Source organism: Escherichia sp. MOD1-EC4550 (assembly GCF_963876935.1).
In the GTDB taxonomy this organism is placed as follows: Bacteria; Pseudomonadota; Gammaproteobacteria; order Enterobacterales; family Enterobacteriaceae; genus Escherichia; species Escherichia coli_F.
The window spans coordinates 72,711-95,306 of sequence record NZ_CAWNSE010000003.1; the positions used below are offsets into that span (position 1 = coordinate 72,711).

21 protein-coding genes and 3 pseudogenes are annotated in these 22,596 nt (G+C 48.3%); 5 read left to right on the plus strand and 19 right to left on the minus strand.

The features are described 5' to 3' along the window. Nucleotides 1-177: 177 nt before the first annotated feature. From AACU19_RS03085 to lafU, 3 genes are all read right to left on the minus strand, one after another. A complete protein-coding gene (locus tag AACU19_RS03085) occupies nt 178-630 on the minus strand; it encodes a GNAT family N-acetyltransferase (RefSeq protein ID WP_105278657.1) in 453 nt (150 codons plus the stop codon). Next, nucleotides 627-1,682 carry a DNA polymerase IV gene (gene dinB, locus AACU19_RS03090; RefSeq protein WP_105270901.1) on the minus strand — a complete coding sequence of 352 codons (1,056 nt, stop codon included), beginning with the start codon at nt 1,680-1,682 and terminating at the stop codon, nt 627-629. Before dinB ends, AACU19_RS03085 begins: the two co-directional genes overlap by 4 nt. A 70-nt stretch (nt 1,683-1,752) precedes the next feature. Then, nucleotides 1,753-2,538 (minus strand): putative lateral flagellar export/assembly protein LafU, encoded by a 786-nt coding sequence (gene lafU / locus AACU19_RS03095; RefSeq protein ID WP_198599087.1) that lies wholly within the window; start codon nt 2,536-2,538, stop codon nt 1,753-1,755. On the opposite strand from lafU, the pseudogene AACU19_RS03100 reads away from it, so the two are divergent. Together AACU19_RS03100 and AACU19_RS03105 are read left to right on the plus strand one after the other, a co-directional pair. Continuing rightward, nucleotides 2,504-4,222: pseudogene (locus AACU19_RS03100) on the plus strand (flagellar biosynthesis protein FlhA); the annotation flags it as partial. The gene lafU and the pseudogene AACU19_RS03100 sit on opposite strands and share 35 nt — an antisense overlap. A gap of 78 nt (nt 4,223-4,300) precedes the next feature. Then, nucleotides 4,301-4,657 carry a type II toxin-antitoxin system HicB family antitoxin gene (locus tag AACU19_RS03105; protein ID WP_105278667.1) on the plus strand — a complete coding sequence of 119 codons (357 nt, stop codon included), beginning with the start codon at nt 4,301-4,303 and terminating at the stop codon, nt 4,655-4,657. Between the two features lie 56 nt (nt 4,658-4,713). Here the strand turns inward: AACU19_RS03105 and AACU19_RS03110 are convergent, their stop codons facing one another. Next, nucleotides 4,714-5,463 carry a C40 family peptidase gene (locus tag AACU19_RS03110; protein ID WP_123057652.1) on the minus strand — a complete coding sequence of 250 codons (750 nt, stop codon included), beginning with the start codon at nt 5,461-5,463 and terminating at the stop codon, nt 4,714-4,716. Nucleotides 5,464-5,763: 300 nt separating this feature from the next. Here AACU19_RS03110 and dpaA point away from each other — a divergent pair, with 300 nt between their 5' ends. After that, entirely contained in the window at nt 5,764-6,504 is a 741-nt protein-coding gene (gene dpaA / locus AACU19_RS03115) for a peptidoglycan meso-diaminopimelic acid protein amidase (RefSeq protein ID WP_001225679.1), read from the plus strand. Here the strand turns inward: dpaA and AACU19_RS03120 are convergent. After that, the gene (locus AACU19_RS03120) at nt 6,475-7,242 is read right to left on the minus strand and encodes a class II glutamine amidotransferase (protein WP_001355142.1); all 768 of its coding nucleotides are present in this window, start codon (nt 7,240-7,242) and stop codon (nt 6,475-6,477) included. The genes dpaA and AACU19_RS03120 overlap by 30 nt on opposite strands. Nucleotides 7,243-7,363: 121 nt before the next feature. Continuing rightward, nucleotides 7,364-7,942, minus strand: coding sequence for a D-sedoheptulose 7-phosphate isomerase (gene lpcA / locus AACU19_RS03125; RefSeq protein WP_001353440.1), 579 nt, complete (start codon nt 7,940-7,942; stop codon nt 7,364-7,366). Nucleotides 7,943-8,181: 239 nt separating this feature from the next. Here lpcA and fadE point away from each other — a divergent pair, with 239 nt between their 5' ends. Then, the gene (gene fadE / locus AACU19_RS03130) at nt 8,182-10,626 is read left to right on the plus strand and encodes an acyl-CoA dehydrogenase FadE (RefSeq protein ID WP_105278660.1); all 2,445 of its coding nucleotides are present in this window, start codon (nt 8,182-8,184) and stop codon (nt 10,624-10,626) included. A 42-nt stretch (nt 10,627-10,668) separates the two neighbouring features. Here the strand turns inward: fadE and ivy are convergent, their stop codons facing one another. Next, the gene (gene ivy / locus AACU19_RS03135; protein ID WP_024212190.1) at nt 10,669-11,115 is read right to left on the minus strand and encodes an Ivy family C-type lysozyme inhibitor; all 447 of its coding nucleotides are present in this window, start codon (nt 11,113-11,115) and stop codon (nt 10,669-10,671) included. A 180-nt stretch (nt 11,116-11,295) separates the two neighbouring features. Here ivy and yafV point away from each other — a divergent pair, with 180 nt between their 5' ends. After that, complete coding sequence (gene yafV, locus AACU19_RS03140; RefSeq protein WP_088376516.1) at nt 11,296-12,066, plus strand: 2-oxoglutaramate amidase; 771 nt, start codon at nt 11,296-11,298, stop codon at nt 12,064-12,066. 51 nt (nt 12,067-12,117) lie between these two features. Here the strand turns inward: yafV and AACU19_RS03145 are convergent. From AACU19_RS03145 to AACU19_RS03200, 12 genes and pseudogenes are all read right to left on the minus strand, one after another. Then, nucleotides 12,118-12,312: pseudogene (locus tag AACU19_RS03145) on the minus strand (ISAs1 family transposase); the annotation flags it as partial. A gap of 25 nt (nt 12,313-12,337) precedes the next feature. After that, nucleotides 12,338-12,826 (minus strand): integrating conjugative element protein, encoded by a 489-nt coding sequence (locus tag AACU19_RS03150; RefSeq protein ID WP_001355139.1) that lies wholly within the window; start codon nt 12,824-12,826, stop codon nt 12,338-12,340. A gap of 90 nt (nt 12,827-12,916) precedes the next feature. Beyond that, the gene (locus AACU19_RS03155) at nt 12,917-13,420 is read right to left on the minus strand and encodes a hypothetical protein (RefSeq protein ID WP_000227712.1); all 504 of its coding nucleotides are present in this window, start codon (nt 13,418-13,420) and stop codon (nt 12,917-12,919) included. A gap of 114 nt (nt 13,421-13,534) precedes the next feature. Next, nucleotides 13,535-14,411: pseudogene (locus tag AACU19_RS03160) on the minus strand (ISAs1 family transposase). A gap of 259 nt (nt 14,412-14,670) precedes the next feature. Continuing rightward, a complete protein-coding gene (locus AACU19_RS03165; RefSeq protein ID WP_105278661.1) occupies nt 14,671-16,764 on the minus strand; it encodes a T6SS phospholipase effector Tle1-like catalytic domain-containing protein in 2,094 nt (697 codons plus the stop codon). Beyond that, complete coding sequence (locus AACU19_RS03170; RefSeq protein WP_105278668.1) at nt 16,749-17,276, minus strand: DUF3304 domain-containing protein; 528 nt, start codon at nt 17,274-17,276, stop codon at nt 16,749-16,751. Before AACU19_RS03170 ends, AACU19_RS03165 begins: the two co-directional genes overlap by 16 nt. A gap of 14 nt (nt 17,277-17,290) precedes the next feature. Next, nucleotides 17,291-17,833 carry a DUF3304 domain-containing protein gene (locus AACU19_RS03175; RefSeq protein ID WP_039021140.1) on the minus strand — a complete coding sequence of 181 codons (543 nt, stop codon included), beginning with the start codon at nt 17,831-17,833 and terminating at the stop codon, nt 17,291-17,293. Continuing rightward, complete coding sequence (locus tag AACU19_RS03180) at nt 17,818-18,240, minus strand: DUF3304 domain-containing protein (protein WP_105278662.1); 423 nt, start codon at nt 18,238-18,240, stop codon at nt 17,818-17,820. The genes AACU19_RS03175 and AACU19_RS03180 overlap by 16 nt, the downstream gene beginning before the upstream one ends. 9 nt (nt 18,241-18,249) lie before the next feature. Continuing rightward, the gene (locus tag AACU19_RS03185; protein WP_105278663.1) at nt 18,250-19,386 is read right to left on the minus strand and encodes an ISAs1 family transposase; all 1,137 of its coding nucleotides are present in this window, start codon (nt 19,384-19,386) and stop codon (nt 18,250-18,252) included. A gap of 274 nt (nt 19,387-19,660) precedes the next feature. Then, nucleotides 19,661-20,185: a DUF3304 domain-containing protein gene (locus tag AACU19_RS03190; protein WP_105278669.1), complete on the minus strand. Its 525-nt coding sequence runs from the start codon at nt 20,183-20,185 to the stop codon at nt 19,661-19,663. 467 nt (nt 20,186-20,652) lie between these two features. Continuing rightward, on the minus strand, nt 20,653-21,417 hold the full coding sequence (locus AACU19_RS03195; RefSeq protein ID WP_105278664.1) for a DUF4123 domain-containing protein: 765 nt from the start codon (nt 21,415-21,417) through the stop codon (nt 20,653-20,655). A 12-nt stretch (nt 21,418-21,429) separates the two neighbouring features. After that, a partial coding sequence (locus AACU19_RS03200; protein WP_123057654.1) for a type VI secretion system Vgr family protein occupies nt 21,430-22,596 on the minus strand: 1,167 nt, incomplete at its 5' end.

Sequence of the window (22,596 nt, forward strand, 5' to 3'; positions counted from 1 at the left end):
TAAATATAAAAATCAGGAAATGGCAGACGAATCCAGGGCAAGAAAAAAAGAATTAATCCTGGAAAGGTCTGCAAAGAGTCATTGATAAAGGATTTTTCATGATTTACCTCCTTGCAGTTTGTGGAATAAGAAAACGCGCACATATTAGGCGGGCGTTATTTTCATTGCAAGCTGGATTTAGTGTTGCGGTTTATATCGCATATGAAAATTAGTAAACCACGCTCCCCGGCATTCAACGCGCTGCTGCTTAACTGTCTGAAAACCATAACGTTCAAAAAAGGGTTTTGCGGTTATGCTGGCATCTACCGTAAGTTCGGATTCAGACTTAATCAAAGGTTTTAACAAAGCGCTGGCAACCCCACGGCGGGTATATTCAGGGTCAACAAATAACATATCGATATAATGCTCAATGCAGGTAATAAAGCCGACCAGTTGTGTATTAATCACCGCAACCCGCACTTGTGATTTCGCGAGTTTCTCTTTCCATCGATGTTCATCAATCTGCGCCCAGGCGGCAATTTGTTGTGGTGAATAATGCTGACTGGCGGTCATCGTAACCGCTCTAATAAAAATAGCGCATAGTTGCTGAAAATCGCCAGGCTGATAGTTCCTTATTTGTATATTATTCATAATCCCAGCACCAGTTGTCTTTCCATTTGCGGATCCAGCAACGTCACATGCAGCCCCACCAGCCGCACACCGCGCCCGCCACGGCGTTCATCCCAGGTTTTACGCGCAGTGGCGATCAAGTCAGCTTTATTCAGCCGCGGCCAGACGTGTTCCTGGGTGGTTTGCTGAAAATCGTCGAACTTTAATTTCACCCCCTGGCGGGCAATCAGCAAATCAGGTTTTACCTTTGCCAGACGGCGTTCAAGTTCCGGGTACAACCGCTCGATAATCGCTTCACATTCAGACCAGTGATGAATATCTTCCGCCATCGTGCGTTCTACACCGACGGATTTTCGCAACCTTTCGCTGTTAACGTCGCGCTCGTCAATGCCCTGACTACGCTCCCACAAAATGCGGCCAAATTTGCCAAAGCGTTTAAGCAACGTCACCAGATCACACTTTTGTACATCGCCGCAGGTTCGTAGCCCCATCGCTTCCAGTTTTGCCGCCGAGACTTTGCCGACACCGGGAATTTTTGCCAGCGGTAAGGTTTGCAGAAATGCAGGGACGTCCGCCGGCGTAATCACAAACTGTCCGTTGGGTTTATTCATATCAGAGGCGATTTTGGCGAGAAACTTGACCGGCGCAACGCCCGCAGACGCCGTCAGTTGCAGCTCGTTGAAAATCGTCTGACGGATTTCCTGAGCGATAAGGGTCGCAGAACCGTGGCAATGTACGCTGTCGGTGACGTCGAGATAAGCTTCATCCAGCGACAGCGGCTCAATACGCGATGTGTAGCGAGAGAAGATTTCGCGGATATGATTTGACGCTTCTTTGTAGGCGTCAAAGCGCCCTGGAAGCAAGGTGAGATGCGGACACAGTTTGAGCGCCATGCCGGTTGGCATGGCGCTACGCACGCCAAATTTACGCGCGGGATAATTGGCGGTGCTGATCACCCCCCGGCGTTCGCGGCTGCCGCCAATAGCAATAGGGATATCGCGCAGGGCGGGATTGTCGCGCATCTCCACCGCGGCGAAAAAGCAGTCCATATCCACATGAATGATTTTACGCATTGCTCACCTCTCAACACTGGTAAAGTATACAGTGATTTCAGGGTTTGAGAAATGCGTAAAGATTCAGCATTTAACGCGTTCGTTGCGAAAGCACCTGCTGCTTATCCAGCTTTTGCACCAGCGGCTGCACCACTTTATCGCCATGCTGACCAAAATATTGATACAACGTATCGGACGCGCTTTTGGTCAGCACCATAATCTCAATGCGCCGGTTACCCGCACTTTGCGGATTTTTCGCATCCAGCAGCATCTGGTCCGCCATTGCGCTCACCTGCATCACTTTATCTTCCGGCATCCCGGCCTCTTCCAGCACCCGACGAGCCGAAAGCGCGCGGTCACCCGAAAGGTTCCAGTTGTTGTAGATATTGCTTTTATAGGCCATCGCATCGGTATGCCCGGTAATAATAATTTTGTTGTCGAGCGAGTCGAATACCGGCGCGAGCTCCACCAGCAGCGTTTTAAAGAACGGCATAATCTTCGCGCTGCCGCGTTCAAACATATTGCGGTTCTGGTCATCTTTAATCAGCACGCGCAGTCCCTGGGGAACAATCTCCATCTCCAGATTGGCTTCCATATGCGCATCACGGGCGATGGTGTTGATACTGGTCGCCAGCTCGCCAAGCTCAGTGGCGGACTTCTTCTTCAGTAGCGCCGTTTTCTCGTTGACGTCGCGCGCTTTTTTCTCCGTCTCTTCCGGCACCGCCACAGTGGCAGGTTTCGGCGGATGCGTAGGGCTGATTTTATTTAACGGCGATAGCCCGCCGCCGTTGAAAATCGACTGCCCGTGCAGCGCGGCGATAATGCTTTCACGCTCGGATTTACTCACGCTGTTGACAATCAACTTTATCGTCGTCACCAAAGGGGCCGAGCGTATCTCCGAGGTTTCTGCCCGCTTTACCCTGGACGCGATGCCCGGCAAACAGATGGCGATTGACGCCGATCTTAACGCCGGATTGATCAATCAGGCGCAGGCGCAAACCCGGCGTAAAGATGTTGCCAGCGAGGCCGATTTCTACGGCGCGATGGACGGGGCATCGAAGTTTGTGCGCGGGGATGCCATCGCCGGGATGATGATTCTGGCGATCAACCTGATCGGCGGCGTCTGTATCGGGATCTTCAAATACAATCTGAGCGCCGATGCCGCCTTCCAGCAGTATGTGCTGATGACCATCGGTGACGGCCTGGTGGCGCAGATCCCTTCCCTGCTGCTCTCCACCGCGGCGGCGATTATCGTCACCCGCGTCAGCGACAACGGCGATATCGCCCATGATGTGCGCCACCAGCTGCTGGCAAGCCCGTCGGTGCTCTACACCGCCACCGGGATTATGTTCGTGCTGGCGGTGGTGCCGGGAATGCCGCACTTCCCGTTCCTGATGTTCAGCGCCCTGCTTGGTTTTACCGGCTGGCGAATGAGCAAACGCCCGCAGGCGGCGGAGGCGGAAGAGAAAAGCCTCGAAACGCTGACCCGCACAATCACTGAAACCAGCGAGCAACAGGTCAGTTGGGAAACCATTCCGCTGATCGAACCCATTAGTTTAAGCCTCGGTTACAAGCTGGTGGCGCTGGTGGACAAAGCGCAGGGTAATCCGCTCACCCAGCGGATTCGCGGCGTGCGGCAGGTGATTTCCGACGGCAACGGCGTGCTGCTGCCGGAGATCCGTATTCGCGAAAACTTCCGCCTCAAGCCCAGCCAGTACGCTATTTTCATCAACGGCATTAAGGCTGATGAAGCGGATATTCCGGCGGATAAGCTGATGGCTCTGCCCTCCAGTGAAACCTACGGCGAGATTGACGGCGTGCTGGGGAACGACCCGGCGTACGGGATGCCGGTGACCTGGATCCAGCCTGCGCAGAAAGCGAAGGCGCTAAATATGGGGTATCAGGTGATCGACAGCGCCAGCGTAATTGCCACGCATGTGAATAAGATTGTGCGCAGCTATATTCCTGATTTGTTTAACTATGACGATATTACTCAGTTGCATAACCGTTTGTCGTCGATGGCACCGCGGCTGGCGGAGGATTTGAGTGCGGCGCTCAATTACAGCCAGTTGCTGAAAGTGTACCGGGCGCTGCTGACTGAAGGCGTTTCCCTGCGCGATATCGTCACCATCGCCACCGTGCTGGTCGCCAGTAGCACAGTGACCAAAGATCATATTCTGCTGGCGGCCGATGTGCGCCTGGCACTGCGGCGGAGCATTACCCATCCGTTCGTTCGCAAGCAGGAGCTGACGGTGTATACGCTGAATAATGAGCTGGAAAACCTGCTGACCAATGTGGTGAATCAGGCGCAACAGGCTGGCAAAGTGATGCTCGATAGCGTGCCGGTTGACCCGAATATGCTCAACCAGTTCCAGAGCACGATGCCGCAGGTAAAAGAGCAGATGAAAGCGGCGGGGAAAGATCCGGTGCTGCTGGTGCCGCCGCAGCTGCGCCCGTTGCTGGCGCGTTATGCGAAGTTGTTTGCGCCGGGGTTGCATGTGCTGTCGTATAACGAAGTGCCGGATGAGCTGGAGTTGAAGATAATGGGGGCGTTGAGTTGATGCCTTTTAAGAAACGCAATACGATGACATCAATTTATGACGTCAGGGATTGATAAGATGATGAAAACGCGTTCATTAATATCTCAAGCATCGAACATTATCACCATTAAAGGTCAACCAGCCGCAGTGACATTTGAAGCCGATATCAACGCATTTCGCGGCAAATTCCTAAATGTAAATGGTTATTGTGACTTTGTGGCCACAAGCATTGAGGCATTGTACCGGGAAGGTGAAAGTGCGCTGGATGAGTGGATGGCGGATTGTGAAGAGGACGGCATTGCCCCTTTTCGTGAAGAAGAAGAGCAAAAACGCCTGACGCTTCGTGTTCCTCATCACATCGATTCACGGCTGACCATTGTCGCCAGACAACATTCCATTTCAAAAAATCAGCTTATTGTTGATGTGTTAGAACGTGAGTTTTCATCCCAGATGTAAACAGGTCGGATGCCATATGGCATCCGATTTTTTGCCTGATCGTCAGTATTCTCCGTTTACAAAATCGTCTCTTCCGTCAAAATCCGCCGCGCGCCTAAAAAATGATCCTGCCAGAAAGGTTCAGCTAACCGACTTACCCGAATGGTTTCCCCGGTGCGCGGCGACTCGATAAACTGACCGTCTCCCAGATACACGCCCATATGGTCGGCAATCTCGCGGCTGTGAATATGGAAAAACAGCAAATCACCCCGGCGCAGGTCGTTATTTGCCACAATGGTTGCCCGACGGTAGTGATACATCTCATTGGCCGTGCGCGGGAGTTTCGCCTCGAGGATCTTGTTGTAGGCATAAAAAACCAACCCGCTACAGTCGAAGCCTTGATCGGGTCGCGTGCCACCCCAGACGTATGGCTTGCCAAGCTGCTGCTCCAGACGGTGAATCGCCACTTCGGTGATATTATGCAGGTGGTTACTGCTGAGGAAATGATTGTTTTCCGCCAGCGCCTGCCAGCGTCTGTCACTCGCCTTGAGCGGCGCAGGAAACCATTCTGGATGCTGTTTTATCTGTTCGCGGTTGTGTTGCCGCAGTGCCCTTCTGCTTTCGGCATTGCCTTCCACAATATAGCTGGCCTGCTTTTTCAGATGAATTTGGTACTGTTTTAATAAACGCGCACGGTTTTGCATCCGCTGGCGGGCGGCGTAGCTGAAAGAGATATGTGATGTGGTGGCGCTGGCGAGTAAAGGGAGCAAAACGCATAACGAAAACACGCCTGGATGCAGAAATCTGCCGTGAAAGAACGAAGACATGAAGGACATAAACCGGCTGAATGAAGGTGATAATTTTAAAAGACCGGAGGAGTAAACGGGATTATTAATTGCTTATTTGCATATTACTATTGAGGTTTCATAATCTTAGGAAATAAATGATACATGCGCTTTTCGGACTAATGAAAACTGCCCTTGTGCTAAATTTGTAAACCCTGCGCCGACAGGCTTGCGTAAAACTCTTTTGGTGATAATGTGAGCCTTCCAAATCCAGACTATTCCGATTTGGGATCCATTTTGCCGTCCTGGCGTGTGTAACCGTTTTATCAAGGAATAAGCAGTATGCGTAAAATCGCATTAATTCTTGCGATGTTGTTGATCCCGTGCGTTTCGTTTGCCGGTTTGCTGGGCAGCAGTAGCTCGACCACGCCAGTGAGCAAAGAGTATAAGCAGCAGTTGATGGGCTCCCCTGTCTACATCCAGATCTTCAAGGAAGAGCGCACCCTCGATCTCTACGTCAAAATGGGTGAGCAATATCAACTGCTCGATAGTTATAAAATCTGTAAATATTCCGGCGGCTTAGGGCCTAAACAGCGTCAGGGAGATTTCAAAAGCCCGGAAGGGTTTTATAGCGTCCAGCGTAATCAGTTAAAACCAGACAGCCGTTATTACAAAGCGATTAATATTGGTTTCCCCAATGCCTATGACCGTGCACATGGTTATGAAGGGAAATACCTGATGATTCACGGCGATTGTGTTTCCATCGGCTGCTACGCAATGACCAATCAGGGTATTGATGAGATCTTCCAGTTCGTTACTGGTGCGCTGGTGTTTGGTCAGCCGAGCGTGCAAGTGAGTATTTACCCGTTCCGCATGACCGACGCCAATATGAAGCGCCATAAATACTCCAACTTTAAGGACTTCTGGGAGCAACTGAAGCCGGGCTACGACTACTTTGAGCAAACCCGTAAGCCACCGACCGTTTCTGTGGTCAATGGCCGTTACGTCGTCAGCAAACCGTTGAGCCATGAAGTGGTGCAGCCACAGCTGGCATCAAACTACACGCTCCCCGAGGCAAAATAAGCGCCATTCGCCTGGCATAATCTTTTGCCAGGTTTCATTGCCCGTCAGCGGCTGTGTCGCAATCACCGTGACCACATCATTCGGTGTGGTCTGCGAGCTGAAGTCGATTTCCACATCCTGATCCAGCAACGTTGCCACGCCAAACGGCGCGCGGCGGGTGATCCAGTGCAGATTGGTCGAGCAATACGCCATTACATAGCGTCCGTCCGAAAGTAGCATGTTGAAAACGCCCTTCTGCCGCAGTTCATCCGCCAGTGAGGCGATATATTTAAACACTGCCGCCATGTTGCCCGGTGTGCGCGGGTAACGCTGTGTTAATTTATGCAGCAGCCAGCAAAAGGCTTTTTCGCTGTCGGTTTCACCTACCGGGCGGAAGTTGCCGGTTTCCAGTGATTTATAGCCCGTCAGTTGCCCGTTATGGGCATAAGTCCAGTTGCGTCCCCATAACTCGCGGGTAAACGGATGAGTATTTTCCAGTGCCACCTCGCCCCGATTCGCCTGGCGAATATGAGCAATTACCGAGCAGGATTTGATTGGATAGTCCTGGACCAGCTTGGCGATAGGGGAATTAAAGCTGGGTTGCGGATCTTTAAATGTGCGACAGCCTTTACCTTCGTAAAAGGTAATGCCCCAGCCATCTTTATGTGGCCCGGTTCCACCACCACGCTGTACAAGTCCGGTGAAACTAAAGCAGATATCGGTAGGGACGTTGGCGCTCATCCCGAGCAATTCGCACATCGGTAACCTCCACAACAGCGGGAGCGCATGGCCCCCGGCGAAGATTGATTAAAAAGTAATAAGGTGCAGGCTGTTACCCTCACCCCGGCCCTCTCCCTGAAAGGGAGAGGGAGAAAAGCCCTTACTTAGCCATCTCTTTTTCAATTAACTGGATCAGGATATGGATCACTTTAATGTGAATCTCCTGAATGCGGTCGGCATAACCAAAGTGCGGAACGCGAATTTCGATATCCGCCGTGCCAGCCATTTTGCCGCCGTCTTTACCGGTCAGGGTGATCACTTTCATCCCCTTCTCACGCGCCGCTGCGATCGCTTTGATCACGTTTGCAGAGTTACCAGAGGTGGAGATCCCCAGCAGTACATCGCCTTCGCGACCTACCGCTTCAACGTAACGGGAGAAAATATCATTGAAACCGAAATCGTTACCGACGCAGGAAATATGACTAACGTCAGAAATGGCAATCGCCGGATAGCCCGGACGGTTTTCACGGTAGCGCCCCGTCAACTCTTCGGCAAAGTGCATGGCGTCGCAATGGGAACCGCCATTACCGCAGGAAAGCACCTTACCACCGGCTTTAAAGCTATCTGCTAACAGGACCGCCGCGCGCTGAATGGCGTGAATATTGGCGTCATCTTTTAAAAAGTTAGCCAGCGTTTCCGCCGCTTCGTTCAGTTCGTTACGAATAAGATCCTGGTACATGAGGATATCCTTCAGCATAAATGTAATAGACAAAATGCAGTGTACCGGATACCGCCAAAAGCGAGAAGTACGGGCAGGTGCGATGACCAGGACTTTTTGACCTGAAGTGCGGATAAAAACAGCAACAATGTGAGCTTTGTTGTAATTATATTGTAAACACATTGCTAAATGTTTTTACATCCACTACAACCATATCATCACAAGTGGTCAGACCTCCTACAAGTAAGGGGCTTTTCGTTATGATGATTTTGAGTATTCTCGCTACGGTTGTCCTGCTCGGCGCGTTGTTCTATCACCGCGTGAGCTTATTTATCAGCAGTCTGATTTTGCTCGCCTGGACAGCCGCCCTCGGCGTCGCTGGTCTGTGGTCGGCGTGGGTACTGGTGCCTCTGGCCATTATCCTCGTACCGTTTAACTTTGCGCCTATGCGTAAGTCGATGATTTCTGCGCCGGTATTTCGTGGATTCCGTAAGGTGATGCCACCGATGTCACGCACTGAAAAAGAAGCGATTGATGCAGGCACTACCTGGTGGGAAGGCGACTTGTTCCAGGGTAAGCCGGACTGGAAAAAGCTGCATAACTATCCGCAGCCGCGCCTGACCGCAGAAGAGCAAGCGTTTCTCGACGGCCCGGTAGAAGAAGCCTGCCGGATGGCGAATGATTTCCAGATTACTCATGAGCTGGCTGATTTGCCGCCGGAGCTGTGGGCGTACCTTAAAGAGCATCGCTTCTTCGCGATGATCATCAAAAAAGAGTACGGCGGGCTGGAGTTCTCGGCTTATGCCCAATCTCGTGTGCTGCAAAAACTCTCCGGCGTGAGCGGGATCCTGGCGATTACCGTCGGCGTGCCGAACTCATTAGGCCCGGGCGAGTTGCTGCAACATTACGGCACTGACGAGCAGAAAAATCACTATCTGCCGCGTCTGGCGCGTGGTCAGGAGATCCCTTGCTTTGCACTGACCAGCCCGGAAGCGGGTTCCGATGCGGGCGCGATTCCGGATACCGGGATTGTCTGCATGGGCGAGTGGCAGGGCCAGCAGGTGCTGGGGATGCGACTGACCTGGAACAAACGCTACATTACGCTCGCGCCAATTGCTACCGTGCTTGGGCTGGCGTTTAAACTCTCCGACCCGGAAAAACTGCTGGGTGGCGCAGAAGATTTAGGCATTACCTGTGCACTTATCCCGACCACCACGCCAGGCGTGGAAATTGGTCGTCGCCACTTTCCGCTGAACGTACCGTTCCAGAACGGACCGACGCGCGGCAAAGATGTCTTCGTACCGATCGACTACATTATCGGCGGACCAAAAATGGCCGGGCAAGGCTGGCGGATGCTGGTGGAGTGTCTCTCGGTAGGCCGCGGCATCACCCTGCCTTCCAACTCAACCGGCGGCGTGAAATCGGTAGCGCTGGCAACGGGCGCGTATGCGCACATTCGCCGTCAGTTCAAAATCTCTATCGGTAAGATGGAAGGGATTGAAGAGCCGCTGGCTCGTATTGCCGGGAACGCTTATGTAATGGATGCTGCGGCATCGCTGATTACCTACGGCATTATGCTCGGTGAAAAACCTGCCGTGCTGTCGGCTATCGTTAAGTATCACTGTACCCACCGCGGGCAGCAGTCGATTATTGATGCGATGGATATCACCGGGGGCAAAGGCATTATGCTCGGGCAAAGCAACTTCCTGGCCCGTGCTTACCAGGGCGCACCGATTGCCATCACCGTTGAAGGGGCCAACATTCTGACCCGCAGCATGATGATCTTCGGTCAGGGAGCGATTCGTTGCCATCCGTACGTGCTGGAAGAGATGGAAGCGGCGAAGAACAATGACGTTAACGCGTTCGATAAACTGCTATTCAAACATATCGGCCACGTCGGCAGTAACAAAGTTCGCAGCTTCTGGCTGGGCCTGACGCGCGGTTTAACCAGCAGCACACCAACCGGCGATGCCACTAAACGTTATTATCAGCACCTGAACCGCCTGAGTGCCAACCTCGCCCTGCTTTCTGATGTTTCGATGGCGGTGCTGGGCGGCAGCCTGAAACGTCGCGAACGCATCTCGGCACGTCTGGGGGATATTTTAAGTCAGCTTTACCTCGCCTCTGCCGTTCTGAAGCGTTATGACGACGAAGGCCGTAATGAAGCCGACCTGCCGCTGGTGCATTGGGGCGTACAGGATGCGCTGTATCAGGCTGAACAGGCAATGGACGATTTACTGCAAAACTTCCCGAACCGCGTGGTTGCCGGGCTGCTGAATGTGGTGATCTTCCCGACCGGACGCCATTATCTGGCACCGTCTGACAAACTGGATCATAAAGTGGCGAAGATTTTACAAGTGCCTAACGCCACCCGTTCACGTATTGGTCGCGGTCAGTACCTGACGCCGAGCGAGCATAACCCGGTTGGTTTACTGGAAGAGGCGCTGGTGGATGTGATTGCCGCCGATCCGATTCATCAGCGGATCTGTAAAGAGCTGGGTAAAAACCTGCCATTTACCCGTCTGGATGAACTGGCGCACAACGCGCTGGCAAAGGGGCTGATTGATAAAGATGAAGCCGCTATTCTGGTGAAAGCTGAAGAGAGTCGTCTGCGCAGTATTAACGTTGATGACTTTGAGCCGGAAGAGCTGGCGACGAAGCCGGTAAAGTTGCCGGAGAAAGTGCGGAAAGTTGAAGCCGCATAATTGAATAACGGAGCCGAAAGGCTCCGTTTCATTATCCGCTAATTATTTAAAATTAAAGCCATCCGGATGATTTTCCAGGCTGCCGGTCAACGCCGCGAATAGCACCGTTTTACCATCAATCGAAAGCGCATCATTCACATTCAACCAGGTGAGTTTCTCTTGCGACGTTTTCTCATCAATGGTCGAGAACAGCCCCGTCATCTGATTAGATTTCTCGGACCACATCACAGCGATACGTTGCGAGCCACAGTCATGCGGTTTGCACGCGCTCATCACCTGATACGTCTCATCTCCCAATGTCACGGTTTGTGCGGGGGTATAAGTACCGCCTTTCATCACCCAGGCTGGCAGCTTATGCCCTTGCACCATCTGACTAAATGCAGCTTTGGTGGTTTCGCCCTTTGCAAGGCTGCTAATGGTTAAATCATCCTGCGCCATTGCACTGGTGGCGATGACCAGAGCGGCGACTGTTGTTATTGCCTTAAACATCATTCCTCCCGAGCTTATCCTGCCCATGTTATTAACCTCCTAAAGCCTGGCGACAACACGATAATTTGCAAATCAGATATTTCCAATATCAGCATTTGTTATCAATTTATTCTGCGCTAAGGCAACTGCCTGATAAGGTGTTAAAGTTATAAAACCCTTCGCATAAAGGAGTTGTACACCGTGCCTGGTTTGAAGATTACGCTTTTGCAGCAACCACTGGTGTGGATGGATGGTCCTGCCAACCTGCGCCATTTTGATCGTCAACTGGAAGGTATTACCGGGCGCGATGTGATCGTTCTACCGGAGATGTTTACCAGCGGCTTTGCCATGGAAGCGGCAGCTTCGTCGCTAGCACAAGATGACGTAGTGAACTGGATGACAGCTAAAGCGCAGCAGTGCAATGCGCTGATTGCAGGCAGTGTTGCATTACAAACGGAGTCTGGTTCGGTTAACCGCTTTTTGCTGGTTGAGCCGGGCGGCACGGTACATTTTTATGATAAGCGTCATCTGTTCCGAATGGCAGATGAGCATCTGCATTATAAAGCGGGCAATGCGCGAGTGATTGTGGAATGGCGCGGCTGGCGTATTTTGCCGCTGGTGTGCTACGACCTGCGTTTTCCGGTGTGGTCGCGCAATCTCAACGATTATGACCTCGCCATCTACGTCGCCAACTGGCCTGCCCCACGCTCTCTGCACTGGCAGGCATTGCTGACAGCCCGCGCGATTGAGAATCAGGCGTATGTGGCGGGATGCAATCGCGTCGGCAGCGATGGCAACGGCTGCCATTATCGCGGTGACAGCCGGGTGATTAATCCACAGGGCGAGATTATCGCTACTGCCGACGCGCATCAGGCAACGCGCATTGATGCGGAGCTGTCGATGGCGGTGTTAAGGGAATATCGCGAAAAGTTTCCGGCATGGCGGGATGCGGATGAGTTTAGGTTGTGGTGAGTGGGGGTTGTGTTTAGGGCCGGGGAGAGTTGGGGTATGACTACGAAAGCCCGCTCTCCTGCGACCACTTTTATCATAGGAGTGTGGAAGCGCTTTTCCATCAATTGCGATGACGTCTTTATCATTTGATGAATGGCAATCTCGCATCCGGTTAATAAAGCATTCGTGAAATTATACTGAACGGATACAAGACATAACTCTAATTATGGTGCCGTGAACAGGATTACCATTTTCAAAATTACGATATTATTTGCAGTAATTATGTTATTAATCATTGTGATATTTCCATCTCTGTGATTAATACCGGATAAGCATTTAATTGCAGAGTTTGCACGAAATTATCGCAGATAACTGGCAATAACAATAACCCATCAGCCCGCTGCTGTAATACCTCCATTCGTTCTACTGATTCAACATTAACAACCAAACCAAGGGCATTTAGCGATTTAAGGATCTCCAGATGTTCACTCATCCAGCGCAGAGAAAAAGGATCATCACCAATTATAAAAACAGGCCCCCAGCCGGTTAATAACTGGCGTTTCATTACGGAACCAGGATGAAGTCGAGTACATATTACAGGAAATACCCCCTGTTGCGATGGTTCCGATGATGTGGATAATTCAGAAATATTTTCCATTGTTAGTGAAGAATTAACATCCATTAATAATGGTGAAACAACCTCACTTTCCTTGCTAGTAATGGCTGCACTAATCTGAGAGGAAAATAACAATATTATTACGTATAAACTCATTTTTAACATAACAAATTCAATCCGTTTATTCATGTTATAGAATAATGATGCTATAAATCATCATTAATGTTCAATTATTTAATCACACAGTTTAAAAAATCATTGACCAATGTGAATTGGCAATGTACCACTCAAGTTAAAATCACTGAATATTTTATCAATTTCTCTTGCAGTTTCTATATATTTAACCTCTTTCGTACTTGCATTATAAATAGCCCAAGCCTCGGGATGGGATGTTCCACCAAACCTTACAAAAAAACTTGATTTCATATTATTATATAAATTAACATCAGGAAAAGGATCTTCTCCAAAATTAGTAGTGTTGAATAATGAAAGTTCGTATCGCTTAGAAAATTCTGTTGGTAGGATAGCTTCACTGCCATCAATAGCATTCATCCAGAGTTTGTTACCATTATATTCCAACAATAATCTCTGTTTTGCATGTGTCTTATCTCGTTCTTTAACGACAGCGAATACCTTTTTAACAACTTGCTGTGCGGATGGTCCTATTGTATTACCAAAAGCTGGCAACCCGATTTTGCCATAAACACTCTCCTGAATGAAATAAATATCCGTTTTATCGGCCTCGACAATATCTACCATTTATCCCTCCAAACAAGACCTGACTCCAGGACAAGAGCATAGTGTGTAGTAAACACTTCATGCTCTTGCCCTGACCATTGAAATAACAACTTTCGTTTGTTTACTGTACGCTGTCTAAATAGCTGCGTGGAATAAAGTTGCACTTTTTATCATCCCTTGCAGAGCAAGATTACGAAAACCCGTCTCCGCAAGGACTGACGCGAGGTAGTCTCTGTCCGTAGCTGCTTTCACATCTTACATCTTGCCCCTGCCTTGAGTATCTTATCTTTCTTTGAAATATTAATAGCGATGTTCCGTATCCCTGAAAATAATTCTGCTGCATTTCCTCTTCTTATTTTGAAGTCGTCTTTATTCATTACCACGTCCAGATGCTAGTGCAATTTATTCTCCACTTGCCAGTGATTTCGGTTCGCTGTGGCGAACTTCTCTGCGGTTAAATCAGCAGAAATGCTATAATATCTGACCGTCATTTCGAGATTTTTCTTTTGTTCTGCTATTATTGAGCGAAATGAGACTGCCATGCATAATTTCTTCAGCCCTTTCCATTCAAACGTAAAATCAATAAATTCATCAGAGACATGCAAACAATATGAAGACGGATTTTAATGACATAAATTGCTCCCTTGTGACGACTTTTATCATAAGAGTGCCGGAGCGTTTTTCCATCAATTGCAATGACGTCTTTATCATCTGAAGAATGGCAGTCACGCATCCAGTTAATAAAGCACTCGTGAAATTTTTCAGGACTGATACAGGATACAACTCTGGCAATGATATCGTGAACAGGAATACCATTTTCAAAATCACCATATCACTTCAAAAAATCGGGATGTGTTTCCCCAAATCCTCTATATCTTCCCAGCCTTATGCACCAGAAATAACGGCACAAATAGTTAACAGATAGAATATCTGGCAATTTATGTTCCACTTTTCAGGCTTGCCTGTAATCGGGGATAATAGAAATATGTTCCATCAATTTTTTAAGATCCATTTTGCCCCCCCCTTAATTATGCAATGAGTATTTGATCATGTATAAGCAATGAAAAACAGCTTTAGGTAATAAGGAACACCTCAATTATTGAACATAAAATGCGAATTATTTAGTACAAAAAAAGCAGCATTACGTGATTTTTCCCTGGGAGTACAGTGTGAAGTTTCCGGCATGGCGGGATGCGGATGGGTTTGAACTGGGGTGATTAGGCACTACATGTCTACATTTGCCCGGTCTCCAACCCCTCAATCTTATAAACTTAACCTCGGCTCACCGTTTTCGATTCCATCCAATAAATGACCCGGTTGGATGTGGGCTGATCGCCAACAACTTTGCCATCTGCAGAGATTAGCTTCAGCTCTTTATTAGCCTCATCACCGAAGTAAATCATGCGGTAGCGAAAATAACCGCCCCAGGGTTCGCGTCCACCCAGCGAACTTTGCATAAACCAGGCGCGGGAGTCGTGAACCTGGTCATCATAGAGAGCCAGTAATTCAGCGCAGGGCTGAGTTCGCGTTCCCGTTCCCAGTGAATCAATAAAAAATTGTGGATAGAGTCCGTTTCCCATAGCCTTAATTTGTTGATATTCCTTTGCTTCATCATCGCCATTAATCAGATACACCGGATATTTAGGAATGACATCCACAAGAATCTGAATGGCTTTCTCCGTGACGCTGCCGTTAATATCGCGCGTCCATCCTTTATAATCGCTCTGAAATTCTCGGGCTGCCTCTCGCAATTGGTACTGAGCGTTCGTCGGGTCAAGGATAGGTATGCCCTGATTACTTTCATCAAGTGTGCCATTGCCTTTCTGCGTGTTCGCCCGCTCTTTTTCGATATTTTCCATTTGTTCTTCGCGCGCTTGGGCCTCTTTATCAAGTCCATCTTTATCCAGCTGTGGCGCCTTAATATAAAAAGGTTGCACAAGAAGGCTGTTGTTCGCATAGCGACCGATACGCCAGGCGGTGATCCAGCCGATCTGATCGCTAATTGCGCTTTCAAGAACCTGGGCAAGTTGATAGGGGTGATAACCTTCCCTCGTATCAATCATTTCTTCTGTACCCTGCAAGGTGGTGTTCAGCAGCGTTTGTCGCCAGATGTTGAAGCGTTTTGTTAATGAATTAGCAATCGTAAATTCCTTTACGCTAGAAGGACTCATAATTCGCAGAGGCAACACACCTTTTATTAATGGAGTAACAAATTTAGAATAAACAGCAAGTGGTGCTCCTGAATCAAATGCAGCAAGATACATATCATGCAGGGCTATCTGAGAAAGAATTTCGCCTGAGTCACCACAGGACTTCCCCTGATCGCGAACGGGATAGCCACCACCGACATCAGAGTGCATCCCCGGATAGATAACTTCCTCTGCATATAAAGGATAATTGCCTTCAGGACGACGGATTGAATCCAGCGGAAAGCACAACCGCTGTTCATGCGCAGCGACGAAGTGGCGGCAGCATTTAATCAGGCCGGGAAACTGCGTCTCATCAGGGAGTTGCTGAGTACTATCGGCCCATCCCATATGACCGGCTGCGCCCGGTAAAACATGCGCCGCCCCCACAGAAGCTACGGTATCCAGCAGCCCCAAAAACTCAATACTGACAGGTAACCCGGCCAGCATCACCTGTTGCCTCTGCGGGCAAGCTAACTGAGTCAACCAGTTAACAAAAGTTCGTGCTTCCGCTGCGCCACGGGAAAATCCGTAGATAAACAGCCTTACGTTTAGCAGGCGCGGACTAGCTTGTTCTAACTGTCCCTGTAATTTTTCCAGGTAGGGGTTAATCACATTGCGACGATTCACTTCACCAGTCATCGGCCAAGGAGCACGCATAAGAGGAATGTGCTCTTTTGCCACCTTCTCATTCAGTCCATTTTGGGTTGGGTCAATAGCATAGCTAAGGGCATCCACGAGACGTAATAATGCCCAATTAATTCGGTCTTCACCACCGGTGGCAAATTCCAGTCCGCTGTTGCTGTAATCCATTTCACCTATCTTGGGAAATGGTGTGCCTACACCAGGTATGTAATAGGAAAAATACCCAGCATTACGGTCTTTAATACTTGCGTGGAATAATTTCGCAATATTGGTTGGATGAGAGGCTTTTGTGTCATTATATTCATTATTATTTGTACCATCAAAAAACAGACTAATATGCAGACTTTGACTACATGTAAAGCCAATTCTAAATCCAGCCTGTTTACTACAGTTGGTTTTGTGCTCCTCTGTTTTATTGATTTGTTTCAGGTAGTTCGCGTTTACCTGCGCTTCAGATAATATTAATCGCCCATCTTCAGGGAACACCGGGGGGGCATAACACGGAAAAGCCAGACCACTTATTTCGCTGGACATGTTGCAGGTTCCTTCATCTCGCGGGGTTCTTTGATAGGATAATTTGGTGTACCATATTTCTGGCAGACGGTTGTCACTTTTATCTGATTGCACGATAGAAAATGAACGGTCAGGCCACAAAGCTCAGCATCGTATTCCGGGATATCAACAATTACTTTATATTTTTGATAATTTGCAGCATGTTTAGCATACGCATCTTCTTCATAGCCAAAACCTTCTTTTTTCATTGCTATAGGTTCAAGGGGGTTCGGGTCTACTTCCCACTCAATCCGGGCCTTTAATCCCACACGCCACTTATCTGGCAGCATAACGCAACAATATCCTCCACCGTCCCCGAATGGAGAAATATTTGGCCCACCGTAACCATTGATGTGTAAATAATTTATAGCCTTATCCGTATGATTTATCCCATTAATATCCACAGCAGTGTAATCACTGCTATTTTTTGCCATTGAACAGCCTGATACTGCAAATAAAATCATTAGAGAATAACATTTGAAAATCGCTCTCATACTGATACTTTTCCTTATTTCGCTGGACATGTTGCAGGTTCCTTCATCTCGCGGGGTTCTTTGATAGGATAATTCGGTGTGCCATAGCCCTCGCAGACGGTTGTCACTTTAATCTGATTACACGGCAGAAAATGAACGGTCAGGCCACAACGTTCAGCGCCGTATTCCGGGATATCAACAATTACTTTATATTTTTGATAATTTGCAGCATGTTTAGCATAAGCATCTTCTTCATAGCCAAAACCTTCTTTTTTCATTGCAATAGGTTCAAGGGGGTTCGGGTCTACTTCCCACTCGATCCGGGCTTTTAATCCAGAATGCCACTTCTCTGGTAACATTATGCAGCAATATCCACCGCCCAAACCATGGACCCGATAACCATTTACGGTGAACCAATTAATACTGATACCTTTAATATGATTTATTGCCCGGAGATCACCTGCAGTATAATCGTCGTAATTAGCTGCTGAACAACCCGAAATCACCATCAAAATTAATACCAGACAGCCTTTAACTACTTTTGTTATATTCATTCCATTTCTTATTTTGCTGGACATGTTGCTGGTTCCTTCATCTCACGGGGTTCTTTGATGGGATAATTCGGTGTACCATACCCCTGGCAGACGGTTGTCACTTTTATCTGATTGCATGGCAGAAAATGAACGGTCATGCCACAACGTTCAGCACCGTATTCCGGGATGTCAACAATTACTTTATATTTTTGATAATTTGCAGCATGTTTAGCATAAGCATCTTCTTCATAGCCAAAACCTTCTTTTTTCATTGCAATAGGTTCAAGGGGGTTCGGGTCTACTTCCCACTCAATCCGGGCCATTAATCCCACACGCCACTTATCTGGCAGCATAATGCAACAATACCCCCCCCGCTCCCCGAACGGAACTATATTTGGCCCGCCATAGCCATTGATACTGAAATAATTAATAGCAACATCGGTATGGTTCACAGGGAAAGATTACGAAAGCCCGCTCCCCGCAAGGACTGACGCCAGATACTTTCTGTCCATGACTGCTTTTCGCATCTTACGTCTTAACCCTGCCTTGAATACCTTATCATTCGTCAAAATATTAATAGCGATGTGCCGTATCCCTGAAAATAATTCTGCTGCATTTCCTCTTCTTATTTTGCAGTCGTCTTCATTCATTACCACGTCCAGACGCCAGTGCAGCTTATTCTCCACGTGCCAGTGATTTCGGATCGCTGTGGCGAACTTTTCTGCGGTTAAATCAGCAGAACTGATATAATATCTGACCGTCATTTCTGGCTCTTTCTTTTGTTCTGCTATTATTGACCGAAAGGAGAATGCCACGCATAATTTCTTCAGTCCTTTCCATTCAAACGTGAAATCAATAAGTTCATCAGGGACATCGCAAACAATATGAAGACGGATTTCTTCTCTGCCGTGACTCTTTTCACTCATTGCGTAACTGTCATGCTCTGGATTATTTAATTCTTTCAGTGGGAATTTTTCCTCAAAGGCTTTATTTAGCCGACCCTGATTTCCTTTTACAGCGAATAAATAATCACCTCCCTGTTTTTGTATCTTCTCTGCAATATCTTTCTGGCAACCCATCGCATCAGTTGTGATGATTTTTCCTTTAATATCCAGCATGTTAAGAAGTTCTGGGATAGCTGTAATCTCATTGGATTTCTCATCCGTCTTGATCTGTCCGATGACCAGACTGTGCATTGTTGAGAACGCACTAATGACATGAATCGCTCCCCTGCGGCGACTCTTGTCATAAGAATGCCGGAGTGTTTTTCCATCAATTGCGATGACGTCTTTATCATCTGAAGTATGGCAATCTCGCATCCAGTTAATAAAGCACTCGTGAAATTTTGCAGGACTGATACAGGATACAACTCTGGCGATGGTATCGTGAACAGGAATACCATTTTCAAAATCACCGTATTGTTTTAAAAAATCAAGATGTGTTTCCCCAAAATCCTCTATATCTTCCCAACCTTCTGCACCCGAAATAACGGCGCAAATAGTCAACAGTAGAATATCCGATAATTTATGTTCCACTTTCCAGGCTTGTCTGTAATCGGGGATAATAGAAATATGTTCCATCAATTTTTTAAGTACCATTTTGTTCTCCTTAATTATGTAAGGAGTATTTGATCATGTATAAGCAATAAAAAACAGCTTCAGGTAATGAGGAATATCTCAATTTTTAAACATAAAATGCGAATTGTTTAGTACAAAAAAGCAGCGTTACGTGATCTTTCCCTGGTATGGTTCATACCTTTAATATCTCCAGCAGTGTAATCACCGCTATTTTTCGCCATTGAACAGCCTGATAGCACAAATAAAATCATTAGAGAATAACATTTGAAAATCGCTCTCATACTTATACTTTTCCTTATTTTGATGGACATGTTGCTGGTTCCTTCATCTCGCGGGGTTCTTTGATGGGATAATTCGGTGTGCCATAACCCTCGCAGACGGTTGTCACTTTTATCTGATCGCATGGCAGAAAATGTACGGTCAGGCCACAACGTTCAGCGCCGTATTCCGGGATATCAACAATTGTTGAATATTTTCTAAAACTGTTTAGCGCAACTTTCTTCCATTCTTCAAATTTCTCCCTGTCCACATAACCTGGAGGCAGAGGAGCTGTATTTGGATCAACCTCCCACTCAACCCGGGCTTTTAATCCAGAATGCCACTTATCTGGCAACATAACACAACAATATCCTCCACCGTCCCCGAATGGAGCAATATTTGGACCACCGTAACCATTGATGTGTAAATAATTTATAGCCTTATTCGTATGGTTTATCCCGTTAATATCTCCAGCAGTGTAATCACCGCTATTTCTCGCCATTGAACAGCCTGATACTGCAAATAAAATCATTAGAGAATAACATTTGAAAATCGCTCTCATACTGATACTTTTCCTTATTTCGCTGGACATGTTGCTGGTTCCTTTGCTTTGCGGGATTTTGATTGATGGGTATTATTTCTACGACAACCAAGCTTTGACAAAGAAGCAAATAAAATGCATATCTTTCGATTACCATACATTGGGAAATCGACAGAACATTAATGATATTACGAAAAATATATTGCAACCAATTGAACTGACATTACGACCGAACACAAATGCAACATGGTGGATACTACCATTACATGTCGGGCTTGATTTTCCATTTATTTCACGATTATCTCTTGATATTAACAGCTACGGACTTTTAAAAAGATAAATATACACATCATCCTTCAAGCTGCCTCTGCGTTGGCTGCGTTCATTCCCCCAGTCACGTACTTATGTACGTTCCTGGGGATTCGCTTGCTTGCCGCCTTGATGCAACTTGAATGATTTTATGTATACCCCTGTACATCACCACAATATTATCCCTCGAAGTCCCGCAAAGCCCCGAAATATCCCGCGTCATTGGCCCTGATAGCAATATCAAGACAGTGCGAAAAATAGCTTTCCTGACTGATTTCAATGACTGCTTTCTCCTTCATCAGGGCTTCAGCGTCGCAGATACATCCCATCAATCCCACCTGTACATCATCCACCCGATTCATCTCCGGGTTGTCAGTAAGCCTGCGTTCTGGTGAAAAACTTCCTGATTTCCAGTTAATCTCTCCATCACGGTCTAACCAGCTCCAGAACAACGCAATATCAGTAAATGTCGCCTGCTGCTCGTTGTTCAAAACATGTGTGAACAGTAAAGGGAACACCCGATTATCATAGTAACGCAGCAATCCGGTCTGTTCTTCCCACTGAACCTGTGACAATACCTGAAGATGCCGACCCAGCAGGTCGAATGTAAGAGGGGATATCAACAAAGTAAGACGAGGCGTATCAGCAAATGACGCCATCAGTTGTGCCAGACATTTGCGATGGCTACTGAGCGCAAAGTACAGGCGTAACACTACAGGGGAATACTCCATCGTCTCTGCTTCAGGCGTTCCTTCAAAGAGGGCATACCAGTGAATAGCTGGCGACAAATGAAGCATCTCATTTTGCAAAGGTTGGTCGGTTCCAGCCTGGTCAACAAGCACATCTATGTAATCCAAACCAACGGCAGAACAGAATGATTCGGCCTGCTTCAGCCAGATAATATATTTGTCTTGATCGGTAGCGTGTGGCGATACTGTTATCATTGTCTTTCTCCCTTATCCACGAGGCGCAAAAGCGGCGGCGGCTTCCTGCGCCCTTTTCAGGCACTCCTTACACACCGATTTTTCTGGTGCTTCCTCATCCTCATCGTTGTTATCATTCTGATCGGACGACGCATTACTGTCATTTTGCTCAGCCGCTAAACTTTTATCATCTGCCAGCGCTTTCAGAACCGCCGGTTGCAGCGTCGGCACCGGCGTTCCCGGACTACCGCCGCTATTGAGATTGATTTTCGGCCCGACGATGTCCACGCCCCCTGAATGGATGACCACAAACGAACCACCCACTTTCATGGTGATTTTACCGCCACTCTCCAGTACAATTTCATCCCGGACCTTCATTCCCAGCGCACCGCTAATCTTCCTCGCCAGGTCCCCCTTCACCACCAGGCTGTGTTTCCCCTCCACCAGACTGACATGGTTCCCCGTCGTCTTATGCTCCTGCTTCCCTTCCACCGTCACTTTACGGTCGTTTCTGACGTACAGACCGTCATCGTGACTCACGCTCACCGTCCGGTCATTCGTTACCTTCAGAGTCTGGTCATTACGTACCGTTATGCGCCGGTCGTTCGCCACCGTGATACTCTGGTCGTGGCCCCCTTCTTTTCTGGTGCCGACCTCAACCGTCTGCCCCTTCACCACCCTTATCTTCTGGTCGTTACCGATGGTCTCCGTATGGTCATGCTTCACGTCCGTCGTCCGGTCGTTAAGCACCTCCGTGTCCATGTTCTTCTGCGCGTGGATATACACCTGCTCACTGTCCGTCGCATCCTCGAAACGCAGTTCATTAAAGCCGCTTCCTTTATAGGTCTTCGAGCGGATGGTCATCTGCGTCCGCGTGCCCGGTAAATCCCCCGGTGAACGGTTATCTTCATGGTAGGTCCGCCCCGTCACAATGGGCTGGTCCGGGTCTCCGTTCAGAAAATCAACAATCACCTCCTGGCCCACCCGCGGTATCGCCAGGTTACCGAACCCCGGCCCCGCCCACGCCTGCGATACCCGCACCCAGCATGAACTCGCCTCCGTTGCCGGGTTATACCTGTCCCAGTGAAACTTCACCCGTACCCGGCCATGTTCATCACAGAAGATTTCCTCGCCCGCAGGCCCGGTGACAATGGCACTCTGTGGCCCGTCCACCTTCGGTTTGCTCTGCAGCCGTGGACG